Annotated in this window: 15 protein-coding genes; 6 read left to right on the forward strand and 9 right to left on the reverse strand. The window is 65.3% G+C overall.

Annotated features, from left to right (window positions below; genetic code table 11):
- From O0880_RS23520 to dbpA, 5 genes are all read left to right on the forward strand, one after another.
- Nucleotides 1–1,023: a FecR domain-containing protein gene (locus O0880_RS23520; RefSeq protein WP_289889064.1), complete on the forward strand. Its 1,023-nt coding sequence runs from the start codon at nt 1–3 to the stop codon at nt 1,021–1,023.
- A gap of 102 nt (nt 1,024–1,125) precedes the next feature.
- Nucleotides 1,126–3,627: a TonB-dependent siderophore receptor gene (locus O0880_RS23525; protein ID WP_289889065.1), complete on the forward strand. Its 2,502-nt coding sequence runs from the start codon at nt 1,126–1,128 to the stop codon at nt 3,625–3,627.
- A 116-nt stretch (nt 3,628–3,743) separates the two neighbouring features.
- Nucleotides 3,744–5,408 (forward strand): acid phosphatase, encoded by a 1,665-nt coding sequence (locus O0880_RS23530; RefSeq protein ID WP_071324438.1) that lies wholly within the window; start codon nt 3,744–3,746, stop codon nt 5,406–5,408.
- A 217-nt stretch (nt 5,409–5,625) separates the two neighbouring features.
- Nucleotides 5,626–5,862 carry a hypothetical protein gene (locus tag O0880_RS23535; protein ID WP_071324439.1) on the forward strand — a complete coding sequence of 79 codons (237 nt, stop codon included), beginning with the start codon at nt 5,626–5,628 and terminating at the stop codon, nt 5,860–5,862.
- A 107-nt stretch (nt 5,863–5,969) separates the two neighbouring features.
- Nucleotides 5,970–7,397 carry an ATP-dependent RNA helicase DbpA gene (gene dbpA / locus O0880_RS23540; RefSeq protein WP_289889067.1) on the forward strand — a complete coding sequence of 476 codons (1,428 nt, stop codon included), beginning with the start codon at nt 5,970–5,972 and terminating at the stop codon, nt 7,395–7,397.
- On the opposite strand, the gene O0880_RS23545 is transcribed toward dbpA, so the two are convergent.
- The 4 genes from O0880_RS23545 to O0880_RS23560 all read right to left on the reverse strand — a co-directional run bounded on the left by O0880_RS23545 (nt 7,384) and on the right by O0880_RS23560 (nt 11,325).
- Complete coding sequence (locus O0880_RS23545; RefSeq protein ID WP_289889069.1) at nt 7,384–7,935, reverse strand: hypothetical protein; 552 nt, start codon at nt 7,933–7,935, stop codon at nt 7,384–7,386. The genes dbpA and O0880_RS23545 overlap by 14 nt on opposite strands.
- A complete protein-coding gene (locus O0880_RS23550; protein ID WP_289889070.1) occupies nt 7,928–8,497 on the reverse strand; it encodes a hypothetical protein in 570 nt (189 codons plus the stop codon). The genes O0880_RS23545 and O0880_RS23550 overlap by 8 nt, the downstream gene beginning before the upstream one ends.
- Nucleotides 8,498–8,558: 61 nt before the next feature.
- Nucleotides 8,559–9,935, reverse strand: a complete 1,377-nt coding sequence (gene cysS, locus O0880_RS23555) for a cysteine--tRNA ligase (RefSeq protein WP_289889071.1) — start codon at nt 9,933–9,935, stop codon at nt 8,559–8,561.
- Nucleotides 9,936–10,173: 238 nt separating this feature from the next.
- Nucleotides 10,174–11,325 (reverse strand): MFS transporter, encoded by a 1,152-nt coding sequence (locus O0880_RS23560; RefSeq protein ID WP_071326577.1) that lies wholly within the window; start codon nt 11,323–11,325, stop codon nt 10,174–10,176.
- A 237-nt stretch (nt 11,326–11,562) separates the two neighbouring features.
- Between O0880_RS23560 and O0880_RS23565 the strand changes: the two genes are divergently transcribed.
- Nucleotides 11,563–12,390 (forward strand): helix-turn-helix transcriptional regulator, encoded by an 828-nt coding sequence (locus tag O0880_RS23565; RefSeq protein WP_071324444.1) that lies wholly within the window; start codon nt 11,563–11,565, stop codon nt 12,388–12,390.
- 80 nt (nt 12,391–12,470) lie between these two features.
- Here O0880_RS23565 and aqpZ read toward each other — a convergent pair whose 3' ends face one another.
- From aqpZ to O0880_RS23590, 5 genes are all read right to left on the reverse strand, one after another.
- Complete coding sequence (aqpZ, locus tag O0880_RS23570; RefSeq protein ID WP_071324445.1) at nt 12,471–13,160, reverse strand: aquaporin Z; 690 nt, start codon at nt 13,158–13,160, stop codon at nt 12,471–12,473.
- A 203-nt stretch (nt 13,161–13,363) separates the two neighbouring features.
- Nucleotides 13,364–13,777, reverse strand: a complete 414-nt coding sequence (locus tag O0880_RS23575) for a GNAT family N-acetyltransferase (protein WP_289889072.1) — start codon at nt 13,775–13,777, stop codon at nt 13,364–13,366.
- Nucleotides 13,778–13,788: 11 nt separating this feature from the next.
- Nucleotides 13,789–14,247, reverse strand: a complete 459-nt coding sequence (locus tag O0880_RS23580; RefSeq protein ID WP_289889073.1) for an Ivy family c-type lysozyme inhibitor — start codon at nt 14,245–14,247, stop codon at nt 13,789–13,791.
- A 74-nt stretch (nt 14,248–14,321) separates the two neighbouring features.
- Nucleotides 14,322–14,732: a hypothetical protein gene (locus tag O0880_RS23585; protein WP_289889074.1), complete on the reverse strand. Its 411-nt coding sequence runs from the start codon at nt 14,730–14,732 to the stop codon at nt 14,322–14,324.
- 34 nt (nt 14,733–14,766) lie between these two features.
- Nucleotides 14,767–15,894, reverse strand: coding sequence for an amidase family protein (locus O0880_RS23590; protein WP_289889075.1), 1,128 nt, complete (start codon nt 15,892–15,894; stop codon nt 14,767–14,769).
- Between the last annotated feature and the right edge of the window lie 142 nt (nt 15,895–16,036).

Genomic DNA, 16,036 nt, shown 5'->3' on the forward strand with positions numbered 1-16,036 from the left:
ATGCGCGGCGCCACCGTCTACGCCCAGGGCCAGCCCATCGACCTGGCCATCGCCATGCAGGCGGCCGAATGGCTGACCACCCTGATGAGCGGCGCAGCCACGCCGGCGGAAAAAACGGCCTGGCAAGCGTGGCGCCAGGCACACCCCGACCATGAGCGCGCGTGGAAACACATCGAAAGCGTCAGCGGCGGCTTGCGCGAACTCGATGCCCAGGCCAGCCGCAAGGCGCTGCTGCAAGGCCCCAATGCGCGCTCCCGTCCTGCCTCGCCCATCTCGCGGCGCACCAGCCTGCAACTGCTGGCATGGGTATCGACCATCGGCATCACGAGCTGGTTCGGCGCGCGCTCGCCCTACGCGCCCGACTTCGCCCGCGCCGCGCTGGCCGACCTGTCCACCAGCGTGGGCGAGCGCCGCGAACTGACCCTGCCGGACGGCAGCCATCTGCACCTCAACAGCGGCAGCGCCGTCAACATCCGCTACACGGGCACGCAGCGCCTGCTGCAGCTGGTGCAGGGCGAAGTCTTCATCGCCACCGCCCGTGAAACGGGCCGCCCCTACCGCCCCTTCCTCGTCGAGACCGCGCACGGCCATGCGCAGGCGCTGGGCACGCGCTACTCGGTGCGCCAGGCCGAGGGCAGCACCGTGGTCGCCGTCGAGGAAGGCGCCGTCCGGCTGCTGCCGCGCCATGGCGACGGCAAGCAGCTCGTCCAGGCGGGTCAGGCCGCCAGCATGACGGCGCAGCAGGTCTTGCCCGCGCACGCCGTCTCGCCCGACATCTGGGCCTGGCGCCAGGGCCTGCTGCTGGCCGACGCCATGCCGCTGCGCGACTTCCTGCATGAACTGAGCCGCTACCGCCACGGCTTGCTGGGCTGCGACGACACGGTCGCCCATCTGCGCATCTCCGGCGTCTTCCCGCTGGCCGACCTCGATGCCGTGCTGCTGTCGCTGCCCGAATCCCTGCCGGTGGACGTGCGCCTGCGCACGCGCTACTGGGTGCAGGTGGAAGCGCGCCAGCAGCGCTGAAGATGTATTTTGATGCCAGCGCAAAAAAAACTTACCCGCTTTCGATTCTCGCGTGACCTGTGTAGGCAACGTTCTTTTTGACGACTACACCACAAGGTAACCATGTCTCCAGTTATGTCTTCCCAGTCCCGGCCGCGCATCAAGCGCATGGCGCATGCCGTCCAATTCGTCTTCATCGGTTCGGCCCTGTTGCTGAACGCCCAGGCGCCCGCCCTGGCGCAGGACAGCACGGCGGCGCCAGCGGCCAGCCAGGACTTCCAGGTGCCGGCCGGCGACCTGGCAACGGCGCTGCGCCAGGTCGCCAGCCAGTCCAGAGTCATCCTCAGCTTCACGCCGGAACAGACGCGCGGCAAGACCTCTTCCAGCCTCACCGGCCGCCACGACGTGCTGGCCGCCCTGAACGGCGTCTTGCGCGGCACGGGCCTGAAGGCGGAACGCAGTGCGAATGGCAGCTTTGTCCTGCGCCCGGCCGATGCCGAAGCCAGGGGCGAGGCGCTGTCCATGATGCCGGAAGTGTCGGTCAAGGCGCAGCAGGATGTCACCGAAGGCTCGGGCGCGTATGCCTCTCCCCTGCCGATCGCCACGGCCACGCCGCTGGGCCTGTCGATCAGGGAAACGCCGCAGTCGGTCAGCGTCATCACGCAGCAGCGCATGCAGGACCAGGGCTTGAGCACCATCGCGCAGGTGATGGCGCAAACGCCGGGCATCACCCTGTTCGCGCTGGGCAGCGAGCGCACGGGCTTCACTTCGCGCGGCTATTCGATCACCAATTACCAGCTCGATGGCGTCAGCACGCATTCGGAAAACCTGGGCCTCAATGCTATACCGTCGCAAAGCCTGGCCGACATGGCGCTGTACGACCGCATCGAAGTGCTGCGCGGCGCCTCGGGCCTGATGACGGGCGCCGGCGACGCCTCGGGCGCCATCAACATGGTGCGCAAGAAGCCGACGGCGCAGTTCCAGGCGTCCGTCGAGGGCGAGCTGGGTTCCTACGATGAACGGCGCGTCATGGCCGACGTTGCCGGCCCGCTCAACGCAGCGCGCACGCTGCGCGGCCGCCTGGTGACGGTGTACGAGGAAGGCGACAGCATCATCGACGGCTACAGCCGCGACAAGAAAGTGGTGTATGGCGTGATCGAGGCGGATCTCTCGAGCGACACGAAACTGACGGCCGGCGTCACGCACCAGCGCAAGCGCTCGAACGGATCCCTGTCCTACCTGGGCTTCCCCCTGTTCTACAGCAATGGCGCAATGACGGACCTGCCCCGCTCCTTCAGCCCGGCGGCCACGTCGAACCGCTTCGGTACCAGTTCGACCGACCTCTTCGCCACCCTGGAACACGCACTGAGCAACGACTGGAAGCTGAAAATCTCGGCCAACCGCGTGCAATCGTCGCAGGAAGAGCGCGCCGTCTACCTGAACGTGAGCGAGGGTTTTCCCGACCAGGCCACGGGCGATGGCCTGCGTTTGAGCGCCGACTACCGCGATTACCAGCTCCAGGTCAACAGCGTGGACGTCAATGTGCGCGGCCCGTTCAGCGCGTTCGGCCGCCAGCACGAATTGGTGCTGGGCATGGACTACAACGAATTTCAAAGCACGACAGACGGCAGGTTCGACTGGAATATCCAGGGCAAGGCCGCCAACCTGTACCGCTGGAATCGCACGGCAACGCCCGTGTTTGGCGACACCTATGTCACCTACGACAGCACGCGCCGCCAGGCCAGCGCGTATGCCGCCACGCGCCTGAACCTGTCCGAGCGCCTGAAACTGATCGCCGGCGCGAAGGTGCTGCGCTACAGCGAGAACTACATCTCGGATGCGCCTTCCGTGAATTTTTACAGCGCCTCCCCCGCCTCGGAAAGCCGCGTCTTCACGCCATACGGCGGCCTGGTGTTCGACATCGACGGCACGCACAGCGCCTACGCCAGCTATTCCACCATCTACCAGCCGCAGGCCCAGCAAGACCGCTACGGCAAGCTGCTGGCGCCGCGCGAGGGCAAGACCCTGGAAGCGGGCGTCAAGAGCGGCTGGCTCGATGGCCGTCTGAACACCTCTGCCGCGCTGTACCAGATCCGCCAGAGCAACCTGGCCGAATCGGATCCCGGCTACACCGTGCCGGGCACGAACAATCCCGCGAACCGCGCCATCAAGGGCGCCAAGACCCAGGGCGTGGACCTGGAAGCGACGGGCGCCCTGACGCCGGACTGGAACATTTCGGCATCGTGGTCCTACAGCCAGACGGAAAACAATACCGGCAAGGCGATCCTGACCACCTTCCCGCGCCACCTGGTGAAACTGTGGACCACCTGGCGCCTGCCCGGCGACTTGCATCGCCTGACGGTGGGCGGCGGCGTGAACTGGCAAAGCCGCGTGTATTCCGACATCGATGCGTGGCAAATCAACAGCACCCTGCACTGGGAACAGAAGGCGTATTCGGTGGCCAGCCTGATGGCGCGCTACGACGTCAGCGACAAGCTCTCTGCCACCGTGAACGTGGCCAACCTGTTCGACAAGCAGTACACGGCTTCCGTGTCGGACTGGTGGTACTCGGGCATGTATGGCCCGGCGCGCAAGGTGGCGTTGAGCGTGCGCTACCAGTTCTAGGGTCGGCTGAATATTTCACATTGGCGCAGGGCCGGTGATACAATTTTCCCGCTTCACGGGCGTTGCCGGTCATTGCCGCCAACGCCCGTGCCCATAGAGACACCCAAGGAGAATGTGTGAAGGACCTCGCCCCCGCCCTGCCAGCCGATCCGGCCGACCAACCCGCCAATCCCTCGCGCCGGCGCATTTTCCAGGCTGCTTCCGCAGTCGGCCTGGCCGCCAGCCTGCCGGCGCTGGCCGACGCCGCGCCAGCCAGGAAGACCATCGTCAAGGGTTCGCTCGACGCGAAACTCAAGGCGCACGTCAAGAACGTGGTCGTGATTTACCTGGAAAACCGCAGCTTCAACAACCTGTTCGCCAACTTCCCCGGCACCAGCGCGCCCCTGTCCGCCGTCACGGCGGAACAGGCGCAGCAGCTGGACCGCGACGGCAAGCCGCTGGCCACCCTGCCGAAGATCTGGGGCGGCCTGGTGCCGAACCAGCAGAATATCGGCGGCATCGATTACCTGATCAAGGAAGACCAGATTTCCGGCCTGCCGAACGCGCCCTACAAATTGAGCGACGCGGCCGGCAAGCCTCTGCCCGAGAGCATCATCACGCGCGACCTGGTGCACCGCTTCTATAACAACCAGATGCAGATCAACGGCGGCAAGAACGACGGCTTTGCCGCCTGGGCCGACAGCGGCGGGCTGGTGATGGGCCACTACGGCGAAACGTCGAAAAACCTGAATCTGTGGCAGATCGCCGAACAGTACACCCTGTGCGACAACTTCTTCATGGCGGCCTTCGGCGGCTCCTACATGAACCACCAGTTCCTGGTCACGGGCCGCGCCAACGAATACTTCAACGCATCCGAGACGGCGGCGAAGAAAAAGATCGCCGTGCTGTCGGACGGTCCGCAAGGCGTGCGCCTGGCGATTTCGCCCGAGTGCCCGGCCTCGGCCCTCGAGGGCAAGCCGAAATACGTGAACGACGGCGCCATCACGCCGGACGGCTATGCCGTCAACACCATGGCGCCGCCCTACCAGCCCAGCTACATCCGCCCCGCCTTTGACGGCGACCCGCTGCATGCCGATCCGGCCGATGCGAATACGCTGCCGCCGCAAACCTACGACACCATCGGCGACCTGCTGTCGCGCAAGGGCGTCAGCTGGGCGTGGTATGGCGGCGGCTGGCAAGCGGCGCTCGACCACAAGGGCGGCGGCAGCAAGCCGAATTTCCAGTTCCACCACCAGCCGCTGAATTACTTCAAGCAGTTCGCCCCCGGCACGGCGGCGCGCGCCGAGCACCTGCGCGACGGCGGCACGGGCGACAGCCCGATTTCGAACAAATTCCTCGCCGCCGCCGTGGCGGGCAAGCTGCCGGCCGTGACCTTCTACAAGCCGCAGGGCAATTTGAACCTGCACGCCGGCTATTCGGACATCGAGTCGGGCGACCAGCACGTGGCCAACATCATCGCCCACTTGAAGGCGTCGCCGCAGTGGAAGGACATGATCGTGGTGATCACGTTCGACGAAAACGGCGGCTGGTGGGATCACGTGGCGCCGCCGAAGGGCGACCGCTGGGGCCCGGGCACGCGCATTCCCGCCATCGTCGTCTCGCCATACGCGAAGAAAGGCGCCGTCGACCACAGCTTCTACGACACCACGTCGATCCTGCGCCTGATCACGCGCCTGCACGACCTGCCGCTGCTCGAAGGCCTGAAAGTGCGCAACGACGCGTTCGCGGCCCGTGGCGCGCTGCCGCCCGGCGACCTGACGGGCGCCCTGAGCTTCCGCTGATAGAACAACAGCGCATCCCACAATGCGGCACGCCTGTGATACACTGCGTGCCGCACTTAAATCCGCAGGACAAGTTTTCCTGATGGTTGTCCCAACAATGAGCCCGACTCCAGTAGCCGGGCTTTTGTTTTGTGGATGAAGTTAAAGCGTATTGACATAGGCGGGCAACACCTTGCCCGCCCCCTGGCTTTCGCAAGCCAGGGACAGAGGTTAGCAAATGAGAGATAAAAAAGACAACGCCACCATCGATTTGCCCGGCTTCGGCCCGCCGCCGGCGCCCGACGCGCCAGAGCCGGCGCCGGAACCGCAGCGCCGCGTGCGCACGCGCAAGGTGGCCTTGAAACAGGTGCAGCTGGAATTGCTGGAGCCGACCGATGCCACGGGCTTGCCCGTCTGGACGCGCGACCCCGGCCTCGACCTGACCGGCTTGCCGGTCTGGGCGCCCGACAATTGACCCCATGCCGGCGGCCGTTTGCCGCCAGCTTCCACACCACCATCCGCACAAGGGCGTAAGCCTGTAGACTGTGCCCATCCACCCGCCTTTTACCGGTTACGCCCCCTATGAACACCACCTCCGACACCACCACCGCTTTTTCCAGCCTGCCGCTGACGCCCGCCTTCCTGGCCAACCTGGACTCGCTCGGCTATCACGAGATGACCACCATCCAGGCGCAAAGCCTGCCGGCGGTGCTCGACGGCCGCGACCTGATCGCCCAGGCCAAGACGGGCAGCGGCAAGACCGCCGCCTTCGGCATCGGCATTCTGCACAAGCTAAATCCGGCCTGGTTCGCCGTGCAGGGCCTGGTGCTCTGCCCTACGCGCGAACTGGCCGACCAGGTGGCCAATGAACTGCGCCGCCTGGCCCGCGCGGCCGGCAACATCAAGATCCTGACCCTGACGGGCGGCGCGCCGATGCGCCCGCAAATCGCTTCGCTGGAACACGGCGCGCACATCGTCGTCGGCACGCCGGGCCGCCTGCGCGACCATCTGGGCCGCGGCACCATCAACCTGAACCACGTGCAAACGCTGGTGCTCGATGAAGCGGACCGCATGACGGACATGGGCTTTTACGAGGAAATCGCCGGCATCGTCAGCGCCTGCCCGGCACGCCGCCAGACCTTGCTGTTCTCGGCCACGTACCCGGAAGACATCCGCCGCGCCACCGCGTCGTTCCTCGTCAACCCGCTGGAAGTGACGGTCGAAGCGCAGCATGACAACGACAAGATCGAACAACGCTTCTATGAAATCGGCTTCGACGAGCGCAATGCGGCCGTCGGCAAGCTGCTCAAGCACTTCAAGCCGGAATCGACACTGGCCTTCTGCAACACCAAGGTGCATTGCCGCGAACTGGCAGAAGAACTGCGCCAGCAAGGCTTTTCCGCGCTGGCCCTGTACGGCGAGCTGGAACAGCGCGAGCGCGATGAAATCCTCGTGCTGTTCGCCAACCGCAGCTGCTCCGTGCTGGTGGCCACCGACGTCGCCGCGCGCGGCCTCGACATCTCCGACCTGGGCGCCGTGATCAACGTCGACGTCTCGAAGGATACGGAAGTGCACATCCACCGCATCGGCCGCACGGGCCGCGGCAGCAAGAAGGGCCTGGCCCTGTCGCTGTGCGCGCCGAACGAGAAAAAATGGGTCAAGCTGATCGAACAATACCAGAACAGCGCCGCCGAATGGCACGCGCTGAAGGAACTGGACGAGGACGACGGCGCCGAGGCGCTGCCGGCGCCGATGGTCACCCTGTGCATCATGGGCGGCAAGAAGGACAAGCTGCGTCCGGGTGACCTGCTGGGCGCGCTGACGGGCGACGCCGGCCTCACCAAGGAGCAGGTGGGCAAGATCAACGTGTTCGAGTTCATGACCTATGTGGCGCTCGACCGCAACGTGGCCGAAGCGGCCTTCAAGCGCCTGAACGCGGGTAATACTTTGGGGCGCGACTTCGGCAACATCAAGGGCCGCAGCTTCAAGATGCGCTTTATCGAGGCGTAAGCGCCTGCAAGGCACGCAGGGTCGCCATGACCCTGCGCCCCGGATAGTCTGCCCAGGCGGGGTACCGCCTGCGGTAATAGCAGTTCCAGTAGCTGGCGACGCGCCGCTCCAGGGTCGCGACATACGCGGGGTTCTCCCGCAGATGGCGCGCCAGCGCATCGGCATTCCAGGCCGGCAGCGCCGCCCCGATTCTTTCCACGATCTCCAGCACGTATTCGCCGCACAGGTGCACGAGGAACGGCACCGTCCACGGCCGCTCCTGCCGCAACAGCTGCGCCACGCAGTGCTCGCGCAAGTGGCCGTCATGGTGGCGCGTGCCCAGGCACAGGGCGATCACGCCCGCGTCGCCAGGCAGCCGCGTGCAAGCGAGCAGCTGCTCGCGGCCATAATACGTGCGCAACGGTATGCGCAGGAGGTGGCCATCCTGGCGCACCTCGAACACGCCTGCGGGAGCGTGCGGCTGCCCGCTGGACAAGGCGGGCAACAGGTGCGCCAGCGTATCGGCCAGCACCGCCGGGAAGGCCTGTGCTTCAACCATCGCCAGCCTCCAGGCAACGCTTGCGCACGCCCAGCGCAGGTTTATCCCTCTTTTCAAAGATCACATTCGAATACCATTCGGCCGGATCGCCGTCGCTGGGCTTGCCCAGCGAAATATAGTAGCCGTCGTGCGCAAACACGGCCGTGGTTTCCTTGCCCGGCATGGCGGCCCGCAGGAAGGCGGGATACGCCGCCGCGTCCAGCCGGGCAAAGTGCGCGGCCAGCAGCGCCAGCAGGCGCGCGTGCGTCTCCGGCGCATACGGGAACAGGTACAGGTATTCGACCAGTTCATTGCCGTCGGCCAGGCGCGTGACGGCCGCCGTCGCTGCTTCCGCCACGCCACCGAAGCGGCACAAGGTGCCGCCGCTGTAGACGAAGTCGATGACGGTCTGCGGCGCGCACGCCTGCCGTTCGCGGTCGATGCCGACGGGCGGCAGCGCGCGCACCTGTGCCAGCAGCGCCTCGCCGGACGTGGCCAGCACGGGGAAGCCCGGGCATTCGCTGGCCGCCTGCGCGGACGAGAAGGCAAGACAACAACTGAACAACAGCACAGCACGCTTCACGGCATCTCCCGTTTCCATCAGGCGGCCATTATGCATGGCCGGCGCAGATACGGCCACACGCTCACAAGGGGCGCGCCCGCTGGCCCTGCGGCGTATCCTCGATCTCGTAGCCGGCCGCCCGCGCCAGTTCTCGCAGGCGGTCCGCCTCGGACCACAGCCGCTGCGCGCGGGCCACGGCGCGCTCTTCCAGCCACGCCCGTACCTGCTCCGGCACGGCCGCCGGCGCCGGCCGCCAGCGCAGCAGGTCGAGTCCCAGCGCCGCATCGAAGCGGGCCATGCTGGCCTTTTTCACGGCATCCGGCATATCGCTTTTCAGCAGTTCCCAGGCCACGGCCAGCGCGCGCGGGTAATTGAGGTCATCGTTGAGCTGTGCCGCGAAGCGCACCAGCCATGCGGCATCGGCATCGCCCGCCGCCTCGCCCAGGCCATGTACGGTCGCGCGCAGGCGCGCCAGGCCGCTGGCGGCGGCGCGCAAGGCATCGTGCGTGAAATTGAGGCTGCTGCGGTAATGGGCGCCCAGGCACAGGTAGCGGTAGGCGAGCGGATCGACGCCCTGCTCCAGCAGGCTGTGCAAGCGCAAGAAGTCACCGGAAGATTTCGACATCTTCGCATCCTGCGTCTTCAGGAAGGCGCCGTGCAGCCAGAAATTGGCCAGGCGCGTGCCATGGCGCGCTTCCGTCTGCGCGATCTCGTTGCTGTGGTGGACGGCCACGTGGTCTTCGCCGCCGCAATGGATGTCGAAATACGCGCCCAGGTGCTTTTCCGCCATCGCCGAGCATTCGATATGCCAGCCGGGAAAGCCCAGGCCCCAGGGGCTGTCCCATTCCATCTGCCGCTGCCCCGGCGCACCGCTGAACTTCCACAGCGCGAAGTCGCAGATATCGCGTTTCTCGCCCAGCTCCACGCGCTTGCCCGCCTGCAGGCCATCGCGCTGCAAGCGCGCCAGTGTTCCATAGCTGTCCTGGCGCGTCGTGTCGAAATAGATACCGTCACTAGTGCGGTAGGTATAGCCCTTCGCTTCCAGGTCGCGGATGAAAGCGATCTGCTCGGGAATGTGATCGGTGGCGCGGCACCAGACGGTGGGCGGCAGGATATTCAAGCGCTGCAGATCGTCTTCGAACGCGCGCGTGAATGCGGCGGCGATATCCCAGGCCGATTTGCCGCTGCGGGCGCTGCGCGCTTCGACCTTGTCGTCGCCGCTGTCCGCATCCGACGTCAAATGGCCCACGTCCGTGATATTCATCACGTGACGCACCTGCAAGCCGTTGAACTCGAGCGCGCGGCGCAAGCCGTCGACGAACAGATAGGTGCGCAGGTTGCCGATATGTGCGTAATCGTAGACGGTGGGGCCGCACGCATACAGGCCCGCCTGGCCCGGGGCGATGGTTTCGAAGGGCCGCAGGCTGCGGCTATACGTGTCGTACAAATGAAGTGTCATGCGGGACTTTCATGCGCGTTGCGGAAAAAGAAAATGGCCACAGGTTTTTCAACACTGTGGCCATCGGAATGAGGAGTAAAAACTTATCGGCGCAAGGCCGCATCCTCTCGGGGCCAGGTACACGGACACAGCGCGGCAGCGGCGCGGTATGCAGGGACTGGATGGAGGATGAAAGAGGTCATGTGGGAGAATATCGCATGCGCGCCGGCGGGCCGTCAAGCCCGTCGGCGGCGCTGTCTTATTTTTTCGCCTGCTCGATATGTGGCAGCAGCACCGTCAGGATGCCCAGCAGCGGCAGGTAGGAGCAAATCTTGTAGACATAGGCGATGCCCGAGACGTCGGCCAGGTGGCCCATGGCGGCGGCCGCGATGCCGGACACGCCGAACATCAGGCCGAAGAAGATCCCCGCGATCATGCCCACCTTGCCCGGCACCAGTTCTTGCGCGAAAACGACGATGGCGGAAAACGCGGAGGAAATCACGAAACCGATGATCACCGTCAATACGGCCGTCCAGAACAGGTCGACATACGGCAGCAACAGGGTAAATGGCGCCGCGCCCAGGATGGAAATCCAGATCACGCGCTTGCGGCCGATGCGGTCGCCGATGGGGCCGCCCATGAAGGTGCCCGCCGCCACGGCGGCGAGGAAGAGGAACAAATACAGCTGGGCATCGCCGAGCGACAGGTGGAACTTGTCGATCAGGTAAAACGTGTAGTAGCTCGACAGGCTGGCCATATAGATGTACTTCGAGAACACCAGCAGCGCCAGCACGCCCAGCGCACCCATCACCTTGTTGCGCGACAGGTTGGGCCCCTGGCCGCCCGCCTTCGGCTTGAAGCTGGCCAGGTGGCCGCTATACCAGTGGCTGACCTTGTACAGCACGCCGATGGCCAGCACGGCCAGCAGGCTGAACCAGGCGATATTGCCGTGGCCACGGTTCACGATGACGGCGGCCGCCAGCAGCGGGCCCAGCGCGGAGCCGACGTTGCCGCCCACCTGGAACAGCGACTGGGCAAAGCCGTAGCGCCCGCCGGAGGCCATGCGCGCCACGCGCGATGCTTCCGGGTGGAAAGTCGAGGAGCCGACGCCGATCAGGCCCGAGGCGATCAGCAGCGTCGGGAAGGTCGTGACGACGGACAGCATCAGCACGCCGGCGAGGGTAAAGCACATGCCAACAGGCAACAGGAATGGCAGCGGACGGCGGTCCGTGTACAAGCCGATCCAGGGCTGCAGCAGCGATGCCGTGCACTGGAACGTCAGGGTGATGAGGCCGACCTGGGTAAAACTGAGTGAAAACTCGGCTTTCAGCATCGGATAAATCGACGGCAATAATGCCTGGATCAGGTCATTGAGCAAATGCACGAAGGCGACGGCGCCCAGGATGTGCATGGCCAGGCCTGATTGTTGTTGGGAATTATGGAGCGCAGGGGCCGCCGGCATCGGCGTGGCCAATGTCGGGGCAGGTGTGGTTGTGTGCATGGTTCATCCGCAGTGATCGGGCCCGGCAGGCGGCCCGGCAAAGAAAGCAGTATAGTATGGTCGCTGGACTGATAACTTCCAATAATCGTCGCTTAAGTGACAACCCTGAGACACGCGCGGCGACCTGGCCGGCGACACACAACACGCATGCATACCGACCACCCTGTCCTGGCCCAGCCGGACGGCATCCCATTCAGCCGCAGCACCAATGCGCACGACTACCAGCACGTGCCGCGCCCCGTGACGGCCATGTCCAAGCAATACGCGGCGGGCGACCATACGGCGCCGCACAATCATGTGCGGGCCCAGCTGCTGTACGCCACCGAAGGCGTCATGCGCGTAACGGCCGAGCACGGCGTGTGGATATTGCCGCCGCGCCGCGCCCTGCTGATACCGGTCGGCGTCGTGCATGAAGTCCACATACTTAGCGAACTGAGCATGCGCACCGTATACATCGATGCGCAGGTGGCCGCCCCGTTCGGCCCCGATTGCAAGGTGCTCGAGGTCAGCCGGCTGCTGCGCGAGCTGATCCTGGCGCTGCTGGCCGAGCCCGTCGAGTACGCGCTGGCGGGCCGCGGCGACTGGCTGGCGCACCTGATCCTGTCCGAACTGACCCTGGCCGACACCGTGCCGATTGCCATCCCCTGGCCGCGCGACCGGCGTCTGGTGGCCGTCTGTTCCGCCATCATGGCGGCGCCCGGCAGCCGGCGCAGCATCGAGGACTGGGCCCATGACGCGGGCGCCAGCGCGCGCACGCTGATCCGCCTGTTCCCCAAGGAAACGGGCTTGCATTACCGTCAATGGCTGCAGCAAGTCCACCTGGCCGAGGCCTTCTGCCGCCTGGACCGGGGCGAAGGCGTGGCCGCCATCGCCTATGCGCTCGGCTACGCCAGCCCCAGCGCCTTCAGCGCCATGTTCCGCCGCATTCTGGGACGCACGCCGCAGCATTACCTGGGCGAATGGCGCGGCGCGTAGCTCGGCTTAGCGTGGCAAGGCCGCGCGTAAGCCGACAAGCTGCACTGGCTGTCGGCTTACGCCCTGCGGGCTAAGCCGCCCTACTTCTTCTCGCCGGAAATCAGGCGGTAGGCCAGCGCACCGAGCAAGGCGCCGATGATAGGCGCCAGCCAGAACAGCCACAGCTGGCTCGTGGCCCAGTCGCCCACGTACAGCGCCACGCCCGTGCTGCGGGCCGGATTGACGGAGGTATTGGTGACGGGAATGCTGATCAGGTGAATCAGGGTCAGCGCCAGGCCGATCGGCAGTGGCGCGAAGCCGGCCGGGGCGCGCTTGTCGGTGGCGCCAAGGATGACGATCAGGAAGAACATCGTCAGGACGATTTCGATGACGAGGGCCGACAGCATCGAATAGCCGCCCGGCGAATGGGCGCCGTAGCCGTTCGAGGCAAAGCCCTTGCTGACGTCGAAACCGGCCTGGCCGCTGGCGATCACGTACAGCACGCCGCCGGCCACGATGGCGCCCAGCACTTGCGCGATGATGTAGGGCAGCAATTGATTGGCGGGAAAGCGGCCACCGGCCCACAGGCCGATCGACACGGCGGGATTCAGGTGGCAACCCGAGATGTGGCCGATGGCGTAGGCCATCGTCAGCACCGTCAAGCCGAACGCCAGCGCCACGCCGGCAAAACCGATACCGAGACCGGGGAAGGCGGCGGCCAGCACCGCACTGCCGCAGCCGCCCAGCACCAGCCAGAACGTACCGAGAAACTCGGCTCCATATTGTTTCATGATGTATTCCTTCAAAGTGACGAGAAAACGCGCTAGGGATGACCAACCGCACTTCAGTTCCGCCTCCGTTCGACCCGGATGGCCACAACGACAGCAGGCAACGCTCCACATCGAGCCGCAGAGCGCGCATAATGACACAACGTCATTATCAAGGCAACATTATTATGTATAATAATGTTAATGGTTCTCTTGACACCTAAAGGCTATTTTAATAATTTTCCTCGCGCCTCGCGGCGCATGTATTTGTGTGGCGCCGCCAGTGGCGCAAAGCCGAAGCCCGCATACAAGCCATGGGCGTCATCGGTGCCCAGCATCCAGGCAACATCGCGCAAACGTTCGTCATTGAGCACGGCAGCCACCAATTGCTTGCCATATCCCCTGCCCTGGCAGGCGGGCAGCACGAAAACGTCGCGCAAGTACGCAAAGTCCGTGCAATCGGTGATGACCCTGGCGAAGGCCACTTGCTGGCCATCCACATAGCCGCCGAAACACAGGGCGTTGTCGATGCCCTTGCGTACCATTTCCAGCGCCACGCCGCGCTTCCAGTACGATTGCTCGCTCAGGTAGCGATGGATCATGGCGACATCGAGCTCGCCGCGGTCGGTGGAGATGCGCATGCTCGCCTTCATCAGTTCTTGATCAGCACGTCGGCTTCCGCGATGCTGGGCTCACCGAAGTACACGGTGCGCACGCCGCCCTTGTCGTCGCTGCCGATATACACGCCCGTCATGCTGCGCTGTGCCGGGTCATACAGGATGCTGTAGCGGTGACCGCAATTGTGCGGCTCGCAGACACTCGTCAGGAGGAGCGCCTTGCCATCGATTTCGATGGGCTTGAGCGGACTCGTCACGCCGTTCGGCACCCAGCGTTGCTTCTTCAGCCCAGCCCTCTTCAAGCCCACATTGAAGGCGGTGCGAAATGCGTAGTCCGCCTTGTAGACATCAGGGAAATACGGGCAGGCCGAGCTGCCGTCGCAGCTTTGCGCCTGCTCGATCAGCGACAGTTTGGGCGTGCGCGCCTGCGCCGGCATGACGGCCAGCGCCATGGCAGCGCTGACGAACAGGGGGAATAGCGAACGTGCGTGCATGAAATCTCCTGAAAGCAACAAATAATGCGCACAGCATAGCATAGCAGAATGGCATGTTTACCCCTGGCACGGCATCACGGCGAGCAGCGGATGCCAACCACGCCGTTGACCTTGCCTTCCGGCCAGTCCGTCTCGCGCCAGCGGTACACGCCGGGGGCGACGAAGATCAGTTGCCACTCCACCAGCTTGCCATTCGCATTCGTGCGGGTTTCATTGTCGTAGCGCAAAGTCAGGCTGCGTTCCGTTTCCGCCATCACCGTCGCGGCAAAGCGGTTGGTCTCGCCCAGCTTGCTTTTCCAGGTACGGTCATTGAAGATCGCCAGCCGCTGATGATCATCAGACAACTGCATGCGCGTAAAGTGCCGTGCTTCGTCGCACACGCTATTCGTATTGAAGCTGTCGGACCAGCTGCCCGACAATTGCGTGACATCAAACGGTACGGGAGCGGCAGTCACGGCCGCGCTCAGCAGCAAAGTTGCAAGCATAGGAGGTCAATAAAGAACGAAAAGAAAGGATAAATCATGGCAGGCGCAGCGCCAGGGTGATGCTGGACGGCAACGCAGGCGTACGCCGGTGCAAGGTCGCCTGTTCATACGCATAGGCCATGGCGATCAGCTGCGCCTCGGCATGCAAGGCCCCGATGAAAGACAGGCCGACCGGCAAGCCGTGCACGGCGCCGGCCGGTACCGTGATCTGCGGCTGGATGGCATGCGCCGGCGGCACGGCGTGGCACGTGGGGCCCACCAGCGCATCGAGCGCCTGCGCGCGCAGCAATTCTTCGATGGCGCCCGGCACGGAGGCTGGCGGCAGTTCGACCAGTTCGGCGCCCTGCCCGCGCAATACCTGCAGCGCCTGCTCGATCACGGCATCGGTCGCGGCGCAGCGGCCAAACAGGCCGCGCGCCACGCCGATGCGGCGCCCGTGCAGGCCAGCAACATCCAGCGCCGCGCCATTGCTTGCGGTGTCGCCGCACAGGGCGGCCAGCAGCCAGGCCGCCTCGCGCACGCTGGGCGCCATCGGACCTGCCGCGGCCGGTTCGCCCGCCTGCCCGGCGGCTGCCCTGCCCGTCGGCTGGATGGCGACCAGGCCGCACGTGGAGGCGGGCGCAACGATGGAGCCGTCCGCCTCGCTGTCGACGGCCAGGATGGTCAGGCCCGCCCAGCTGGCACTCGCATGCGGCACGCTGACGGCGGCCCACTGGCGCAAATTGCTCTTGCCGATGATGACGGCGCCGGCCGCGCGCAAACGGGCGGCGACGAAGGAATCGCAGCGCGCATGCGTGGCCGCCGGCGCCTGCGTGCGCGTCGTCATGCGGTCGCCCGTGGCGATATTGTCGCGCAAGACGACGGGGATGCCGTGCAAGGGGCCGCGCACCTTGTGCCCCTGCCGCTCGCGGTCCATTTCCAGGGCAATTTTCAAGGCGTCGGGATTGATTTCAATGCCGGGATAGGCGCGCGCGCCGATGCTGCACAGCGAACGGATGCGCGCCAGGTACTGCGACGTCAGCGCATGCGAACTGAGCTTGCCCGCCTGCATCATCTGCTGCTGCGGCAAGACCCCGGCATCGAGCAAATGGGCCATGGGGCTGGCTGGCGCCGTGGCGCGGGCCAGCACGGGACGCGAGGCGCGTGCCGGAACAGCCGTCACGGCAGGCGTCGCGCCCCGGGATGGGCCATTCCGTAACAGGTGACTGCGCTGCATGCTATCTCCAGAGAACTTCAATGTTGCTAACGCAACAGTGTGCTTGCCATAGCATAGCAGTCCTGGCCAGCAAATAGTTGCGATAAGG

The organism is Janthinobacterium sp. SUN118 (genome assembly GCF_030397695.1).
GTDB lineage: Bacteria > Pseudomonadota > Gammaproteobacteria > Burkholderiales > Burkholderiaceae_D > Janthinobacterium.

Bases quoted from the DNA above. Each gene is read 5' to 3' on its own strand.
- O0880_RS23520 (WP_289889064.1), top strand. From the start codon at position 1: ATGCGCGGCGCCACCGTCTACGCCCAGGGCCAGCCCATCGACCTGGCC.
- O0880_RS23525 (WP_289889065.1), top strand. From the start codon at position 1,126: ATGTCTCCAGTTATGTCTTCCCAGTCCCGGCCGCGCATCAAGCGCATG.
- O0880_RS23535 (WP_071324439.1), top strand. From the start codon at position 5,626: ATGAGAGATAAAAAAGACAACGCCACCATCGATTTGCCCGGCTTCGGC.
- dbpA (WP_289889067.1), top strand. From the start codon at position 5,970: ATGAACACCACCTCCGACACCACCACCGCTTTTTCCAGCCTGCCGCTG.
- O0880_RS23545 (WP_289889069.1), bottom strand. From the start codon at position 7,935: ATGGTTGAAGCACAGGCCTTCCCGGCGGTGCTGGCCGATACGCTGGCG.
- cysS (WP_289889071.1), bottom strand. From the start codon at position 9,935: ATGACACTTCATTTGTACGACACGTATAGCCGCAGCCTGCGGCCCTTC.
- O0880_RS23560 (WP_071326577.1), bottom strand. From the start codon at position 11,325: ATGCACATCCTGGGCGCCGTCGCCTTCGTGCATTTGCTCAATGACCTG.
- O0880_RS23565 (WP_071324444.1), top strand. From the start codon at position 11,563: ATGCATACCGACCACCCTGTCCTGGCCCAGCCGGACGGCATCCCATTC.
- aqpZ (WP_071324445.1), bottom strand. From the start codon at position 13,160: ATGAAACAATATGGAGCCGAGTTTCTCGGTACGTTCTGGCTGGTGCTG.
- O0880_RS23575 (WP_289889072.1), bottom strand. From the start codon at position 13,777: ATGCGCATCTCCACCGACCGCGGCGAGCTCGATGTCGCCATGATCCAT.
- O0880_RS23580 (WP_289889073.1), bottom strand. From the start codon at position 14,247: ATGCACGCACGTTCGCTATTCCCCCTGTTCGTCAGCGCTGCCATGGCG.
- O0880_RS23585 (WP_289889074.1), bottom strand. From the start codon at position 14,732: ATGCTTGCAACTTTGCTGCTGAGCGCGGCCGTGACTGCCGCTCCCGTA.